Annotated in this window: 3 protein-coding genes, 5 tRNA genes, 1 other RNA gene and 2 pseudogenes; 9 read left to right on the top strand and 2 right to left on the bottom strand. The window is 68.7% G+C overall.

Features of this window, described 5'->3' with window-relative positions; genetic code table 11:
• Nucleotides 1–285 (bottom strand): annotated as a pseudogene (locus D7X74_RS38000) (hypothetical protein); the annotation flags it as partial.
• Nucleotides 286–319: 34 nt separating this feature from the next.
• Here D7X74_RS38000 and D7X74_RS37995 point away from each other — a divergent pair.
• The 9 genes from D7X74_RS37995 (at nt 320) to ffs (ending at nt 5,745) form a co-directional block, all read left to right on the top strand.
• Nucleotides 320–3,073 (top strand): tetratricopeptide repeat protein, encoded by a 2,754-nt coding sequence (locus D7X74_RS37995; protein ID WP_370450854.1) that lies wholly within the window; start codon nt 320–322, stop codon nt 3,071–3,073.
• A gap of 141 nt (nt 3,074–3,214) precedes the next feature.
• Nucleotides 3,215–4,495 carry a serine--tRNA ligase gene (gene serS / locus D7X74_RS37990; RefSeq protein WP_120537859.1) on the top strand — a complete coding sequence of 427 codons (1,281 nt, stop codon included), beginning with the start codon at nt 3,215–3,217 and terminating at the stop codon, nt 4,493–4,495.
• A gap of 126 nt (nt 4,496–4,621) precedes the next feature.
• Nucleotides 4,622–4,708, top strand: a tRNA-Ser gene (locus D7X74_RS37985).
• A 42-nt stretch (nt 4,709–4,750) separates the two neighbouring features.
• A tRNA-Ser gene (locus D7X74_RS37980) sits at nt 4,751–4,840 on the top strand.
• A gap of 28 nt (nt 4,841–4,868) precedes the next feature.
• Nucleotides 4,869–4,945, top strand: a tRNA-Arg gene (locus tag D7X74_RS37975).
• Between the two features lie 24 nt (nt 4,946–4,969).
• Entirely contained in the window at nt 4,970–5,437 is a 468-nt protein-coding gene (tadA, locus tag D7X74_RS37970; protein ID WP_120537858.1) for a tRNA adenosine(34) deaminase TadA, read from the top strand.
• Between the two features lie 6 nt (nt 5,438–5,443).
• A tRNA-Ser gene (locus D7X74_RS37965) sits at nt 5,444–5,530 on the top strand.
• A gap of 13 nt (nt 5,531–5,543) precedes the next feature.
• Nucleotides 5,544–5,630: transfer RNA gene (locus D7X74_RS37960), tRNA-Ser, on the top strand.
• Between the two features lie 22 nt (nt 5,631–5,652).
• Nucleotides 5,653–5,745: signal recognition particle sRNA small type (ffs, locus tag D7X74_RS37955), an RNA gene on the top strand.
• A gap of 82 nt (nt 5,746–5,827) precedes the next feature.
• Here the strand turns inward: ffs and D7X74_RS37950 are convergent.
• Nucleotides 5,828–6,567 (bottom strand): annotated as a pseudogene (locus tag D7X74_RS37950) (mannosyltransferase); the annotation flags it as partial.

Below are 6,567 nucleotides of genomic sequence, written 5' to 3'. Positions count from 1 at the left end.
CGGCAGGGCGAAGGGGTCCTCGCCCGCGGCGGGCAGGTCGCCCAGGTCGTAGGACGACGGGCCGGAGGCCGGCGGCGGGGGCAGGGCGAACGGGTCGGCGTCGGGGACGGACGCCTGGGCGTAGTCGGACGGCGGCGGCAGGCCGAACGGATCCGCTTCCGGCTCGGCGGCGGGCGGCGCCATCGCGAAGGCGTCCACCTGGGGCTCGGAGCCGTAGCCGTACGTCTGCGGATGGGGGCGCGAGGCCGCGGGGCCCACGGACGGCCTGGAGATGCTCAGCTTCATCGACGACGCCGCCAGCAAGGACAGCGGCGGGCGCATGCAGGTGAAGCGCTTCCACGTGCGCCGGCGCTCCGGGAAGATGTTCGGCCCGTTCGAAGAGGGCGTCATCGTCAAGATGCTCGAGGACGGCCAGCTGCTGGGCAACGAGGACGTCTCGCCCGACTCGGAGAGCTGGTCCGCCATCGGCACGGTGCCCATCTTCGCCAGCGCCATCCAGCGGCTGATGGAGGGCCCCGCCAAGGCGATCCCCGTCGCGGCCTCCGCGGCCCAGGCCGGCACGGAGACGGCGGGCACGGAGCCCGCGAACGGACAGGCCAGCATGGAGCGGCTGCGCCAGCTCTATGAAGGCCGCATGGCCGCGGTGTCCGTCGTGGACCGCAGCGCCGCCGACCTCAAGTGGAAGAAGCGCATCCCCTTCCTGGTGGCCGCCGGCGTGTCGGTGCTCGTGCTGGGCACGGGCGCGGGCTTCGAGGCCAGCCGCTACGGCGCCTTCGGCCGCCACAAGTTCTTCCCCGCCAGCGTGTCCTCGGGCTCCCCCCAGGCGAAGCTCGTGGCGGAGGCGAAGCTGGGCCTGCTGAGGGACACCTACGCCAGCTACCAGGAAGCGCGCGACAAGAGCGCCCAGGTGCTCAAGGGCAAGGAGTACCCGGAGGTCCGCGCCCTCTGGTGCCAGTCGGTGGCGTACCTGCAGCGCCGCTACGCGGCCGCGGAGCGCGCCGACCTCAACACCTGCCAGAAGCAGATGGAGGCCATCGAACTGCTGGGCGAGAAGAACGTGGAGGTCCTCAAGACGAGCGCCGGACTCGCGCTCAACGCCCGCAAGGGCGCGGAGGTCCAGACCCGCCTGCGGGACGCGTACAGCCGCGAGGGCAACCAGGGCGACCTGGAGCTCGCCTTCCTCCTGGCGGAGACCTACGCGCAGCAGAAGGACAACGCCAACGCCATCGCCACGCTGAAGAAGGTGCTGGAGCGCGACGCGAAGTCCGCCAAGGCCCACCACGCGCTCGGCAACCTGTACCAGGCGGCCGGCAAGGCCGACGAGGCCGCCCAGGCCTACGCCGCCGCGCTGCAGGCCGACCCGCAGCACGCCGCGTCCGCGGTGGAACTGGCCGCGGTGGAGCTGCTGGTGCGCAAGGCGAACATCGAACAGGGCGCCCAGGCAGTGGAGAGCGCCCTGAAGCTTCAGAGCGAACTGGGGCCCGCCGAGCGCGCCCGCGCCCGCGGCCTCAAGGGCGTGGCCCTCTTCCAGCAGTTCAAGCCCAAGGAGGCGGAGGCCGAACTGAAGGAGGCCCTGAAGGACAACAAGGACTCCACCTTCATCAAGGCGCAGCTGGCCCAGGTGCTGCGCTCGCAGCGGGACTACGACGGCGCGCTGCCCCTCTTCGAGTCGCTCGCGAAGGACGACAACGGCAACCTGGAGTACGTGGATGGCCACATCACCTCGCTGGTGATGACGGGCAAGATGCAGGACGCGCTCACCGCCGTGGAGGCCGCCAGCAAGGGCTTCCCCAACGAGGCGCGCATCGCGTACCTCTACGGTCGCATCGAGGACGCGCTCGACAAGCCCGTGGACGCGGAAGGCCACTTCAAGCGCGCCACCGCCGCGGACGCGAAGCTGGTGGACGCCGGCCTCTACCTGGGCCGCCTGTACCTGCGGCAGCACCGCAACGCGGACGCCCGGGCCCTGCTGGAGGCCGCCGCGGCGCAGGCGCCGGACCACGCGGGCGTGCACGCGGGCCTGGGAGAGCTGGCGCTCGCGGAGAACAACAGCCTGCTGGCGCAGCAGGAGTTCGACCGCGCCGTGCAACTGGACCCCAACCTGGCGGACGCCCACCTGGGCCTGTCGCGCGTGGCGCTGCTGGGCGGCGATGCGACCCGCGCGGAGACGGAGGCCAACCGCGCCCTGGAGCTGGATCCGCACCTCTTGAAGGACGGACGGCTGCAGCGCGGGCTCGTGCTCTGGCGGCTGCACCGGCTGGACGAGGCTGCCGCGGAGCTGGAGAAGGCCAAGCAGGAGGACCCCCGCTCCACCACCACCCCCATCACCCTGGGCGCGGTGCTGCTGGAGAAGGGCGACCTGCCCGGCGCGGAGAGCAACCTGGGCCTCGCGCTGCGCAACGAGCCCTCCAACCACGAGGCGCTCTACTACCTGGGCCTCGTGCGCGCGAAGCGCTCCGAGTACACCCAGGCGCTCGACAGCATGAAGAGCGCGGTGGAGCGCGCGCCCAAGCGCCCGGACTACCACTACGCGTACGGCGTCATCCTGCGCGACGCGAAGAAGCTGCCGGAGGCCGTGGAGCAGTGGCAGTCCGCCGTGGCACTGGACGCCAACTACGCGGACGCGCACGAGGCCCTGGGCCACGCGTTCCTGGAGAAGGCCGACTTCGACGGCGCCATCGCCTCCTTCGAGGCCGCGCTCAAGGCGGATCCGCAGCGCACGCGGGTGATGGGCGCCATCGGTGACGCGCTCTTCAACGCCGCGCGCTGGGACGACGCCGTGCGCCGCTACCAGGCGGCCATCAAGGCGGATCCGAAGCTCACGTACGTCTACTACAAGGTCGCGCGCGCCTTCACCGAGCAGGCCCAGCACGCCAAGGCCATCGACTGGTACCGCAAGGCCACCGCCGCGGAGCCGGAGAACCCGCAGCCCTTCTACTACCTGGGCTTCGCCTACAAGGAGCGCAACAAGCGCAAGGACGCCATCTCCGCCTTCAAGGAGTACCTGGTGAAGAAGCCGGACGCGGCGGACAAGAAGGACATCGAGGACGAAATCTACGACCTCGAACACTGACCGGCCTCCCCGGGCGGGCCTCCGGGTCCGCCCCTGGGGCAGGCGGTCAGGCCGTGGGGGCGGGGTGCGTCCGGCCGTGAGCACGCCGGACGTGGTGAGCCTTGCCGGCCCACGCCCGGGATGACTACAAGGCGTCCCCCTATGCTGGACCTCCGGAACGTTGCGCAGAACTTCGATGCGGTCGTCGCCCGACTGAAGACGCGGGGCGGCAGCCTGGACCTCGGGCCCTTCCAGGCGCTGTTCCTGGAGCGCCGCGACCTCTACGTCTCCATGGAAGCGCTGGCCGCGCGCCGCAACGCCGCCAACGACGAGATGAAGCGCAAGGCGAAGGAGGATCCGTCCGCGATGGAGAAGCTCCGCGGCGACCTGCGCGGCGTCTCCCAGGAGATCAAGGAGAAGGAGTCCCGCCTCAAGGAAGTGGAGGAGGAGCTCAACCGCATCCTGCTGCTCATCCCCAACGTGCCCCACGAATCGGTGCCCGTGGGCGCGAGCGCGGACGAGAACGTCCAGGTGAAGGCCTGGGGCGAAAAGCCGAACCTGCTCTTCACCCCGAAGCAGCACTTCGAGCTGGGCGAGTCGCTGGGCATGCTCGACTTCGAGCGCGCCGCGAAGGTGTCCGGCAGCCGCTTCACCTTCTACAAGGGCGCCCTGGCGCGGCTGGAGCGGGCGCTCGTCACCTTCATGATCGATGTGCACACGCAGAAGGGCTACACGGAGCTCTTGCCGCCCTACCTGGTGCTGCGCGAGACGATGATGGGCACCGGCCAGCTGCCCAAGTTCGAGGACGACGCCTTCAAGACGTCCGGCGAGCCCGAGCGCTTCCTCATCCCCACGGCGGAAGTGCCCGTCACGAACTACCACGCGGACGAAATCCTGGAGGGCGACCAGCTCCCCATCCGCTACTGCGCCTTCAGCCCCTGCTTCCGCGCGGAGGCCGGCGCGGCGGGGCGCGACACGCGCGGCCTCATCCGCCAGCACCAGTTCCACAAGGTGGAATTGGTGAAGTTCGCCCCTCCGGAGAAGAGCCTGGAGGAGCTGGAGGCCATGACGGACGACGCGTGCGACATCCTGCGCCGGCTGGGGCTGCACCACCGCGTGATGCTGCTGTGCACCGGGGACATGGGCTTCGGCGCGCGCAAGACGTACGACATCGAGGTCTGGCTGCCGGGCCAGGGCGCGTACCGGGAGATTTCGTCCTGCTCGGACTGCGGCGACTTCCAGGCCCGCCGCGCGAAGATCCGCTTCCGCGCCCAGAAGGGCGACAAGCCCCAGATGGTGCACACCCTCAACGGCAGCGGGCTGGCCGTGGGGCGCACGAGCATCGCCATCCTGGAGAACTACCAGCGGGAGGACGGAAGCGTCGCCATCCCGGAGGCGTTGGTGCCGTACATGGGCGGCCTGAAGGAGCTTCGCCCCCTGTAGCGCGCGAAAAGATGGGGCCCCGTCAGGAAAAGGGGCCAACAACCATCTTGCACGCGAACCGAAATGATGTAGAAGGGCGGCCCCACGGGCGCGGTTGGCCCGAGGGGGACCGACGGCACAAGTTGTGGAGGCGTGGCCGAGCGGTTGAAGGCAGCGGTCTTGAAAACCGCAGAAGGTGAAAGCCTTCCGTAGGTTCGAATCCTACCGCCTCCGATTTTGGACTTGAGTTTCGCGGGTCTTTGACAGAGAAGAGTTGGAGAGATGGCCGAGAGGCTGAAGGCACAGGTTTGCTAAACCTGCATACTCGTAAGGGTATCGAGGGTTCGAATCCCTCTCTCTCCGCCATCAGTTGTAAGCAGCACCGGAAGACATTGCTCCCTTAGCTCAGCTGGATAGAGCGTCGGACTACGAATCCGAAGGCCGGAGGTTCGAATCCTCCAGGGAGCGCCATCTTCTTTTTGTGGCGCAGGACTCATGAGTGACGACATCGCTTTCATGCAGCAGGCACTTGTGCTCGCGCGGGAAGCAGCTTCACTCGGAGAAGTACCCGTCGGTGCGGTAGCGGTGCTGGACGGAAACGTCGTGGGCACGGGCTTCAACCGGCGCGAGTGCGACCGAAACCCCTTCGCCCATGCAGAGATGCTCGCGCTGGATGCCGCTGCGAAAGCACGCGGTGCCTGGCGCCTTTCTGGCGTCACCCTGTACGTGACGTTGGAGCCGTGCGCCATGTGCGCCGGTGCGCTGGTGCAGTCTCGCGTCACCCGACTCGTCTTTGGTACGATGGACCCCAAGGCGGGCGCGGTCGGTTCGCTGTACAATCTCGTAGAGGAGCCGCGACACAACCACCGGCTCCAGGTCACAAGCGGTATCCTGGCGGAGGACTCTCGCCAGCTTCTCAAGACGTTCTTCGAGCGCTTGCGCGCGAAGCGACGTGAAAACTGAATACTTGGAGAGCTGGCCGAGTGGTCGAAGGCACCTGACTCGAAATCAGGCGTACCGGTAACGGTACCGTAGGTTCGAATCCTACGCTCTCCGCTCCATTGTCCTTGGAGAGGTGGCCGAGCGGTTGAAGGCACACGCCTGGAACGCGTGCATATCTGAAAGGGTATCGTGGGTTCGAATCCCACCCTCTCCGTTGTTAGCTTCGAAGTACAGAGTTTGTGGTCGGGACAACGTGGGGGCGCGAACCCCGCCAGGTCCGGAAGGAAGCAACGGTAGCGTACTTCCGCGTGTGTCCCGGCCGTTCTGTTTTGACATGAAGCGCCGGTGTCCCTTCGAGGGACACCGGCGCTTCTGCTTTGCGGGCAGACCCTCCCCTGCCCGCCCGTCCGCTCAATCGCGGACGAGGATGGTTTCCCGCTCCACCTGCCGGACGATGCGGAAGCCCGCGGCCTGGAGCTCTGGCAGGGCGCGGCCCTCGAAGGTGACGGCGCGGTTGAAGGTGGGGTCGCGCACGGACGCCTGGAAGGCCGCGTCGCGGGGCCAGTCGCAGGTGCGCCAGGGGATGTTCCGGCCGATGTAGAAGAAGCCCCCGGAACCCCACAGACCCTCGTTGACGATGAGGAGCCCCGTCGCGTCCCCCCGGGTGGCCTGGACGATGGCGCGGAACTGGTCCCGGCGCAGGTCCTGGGAGGGGTAGCCCTGGGTGTTCACGAAGCCGAGCCACAGTGAAAGGGACGCCAGCACACCCCTCGGCAAGGGCCGCTGGAGCGCCATGATGGACGCGGCCAGCTGGGAGGCCGCCGCTAGCAACCCCAGCACCAGGGCCGGGTAGAGGAAGCGCTCCTCCTTGTGCGGGGTCAGCAGGAGGACGGCGGTGTAGACGGCCGCGCAGGTGAGCGGCAGGGACAGCGTGCGCCAGCGGAACAGCGTCCCCAGGGACAGCGGCAGGGCCGCCCAGGCCCACAGGGGGACGGCCTTGAGCAGGGGCTCCCAGTAGAACGCTGGCGGTGACGCGCCAAACGCGGCGGCGGCTTCGCCCGACAGGACGTTGTAGCGCACGTAGGCCAGGAACGAGTGGAAGGGCGTGCCCCAGGTCCCCCAGTCGAGCAGCCCCAACCCCAGCGCCACGC

The organism is Corallococcus sp. CA047B (genome assembly GCF_003612065.1).
Classification (GTDB): Bacteria; Myxococcota; Myxococcia; order Myxococcales; family Myxococcaceae; genus Corallococcus; species Corallococcus praedator.
The sequence above is the reverse complement of the archived record's forward strand: the minus strand, read 5'-3'. Positions and strand labels throughout refer to the sequence as shown.

What these genes read in the sequence shown, in the direction of transcription:
- D7X74_RS37995 (WP_370450854.1), top strand. Translation starts at nt 320, where the DNA reads ATGCAGGTGAAGCGCTTCCACGTGCGCCGGCGCTCCGGGAAGATGTTC.
- serS (WP_120537859.1), top strand. Translation starts at nt 3,215, where the DNA reads ATGCTGGACCTCCGGAACGTTGCGCAGAACTTCGATGCGGTCGTCGCC.
- tadA (WP_120537858.1), top strand. Translation starts at nt 4,970, where the DNA reads ATGAGTGACGACATCGCTTTCATGCAGCAGGCACTTGTGCTCGCGCGG.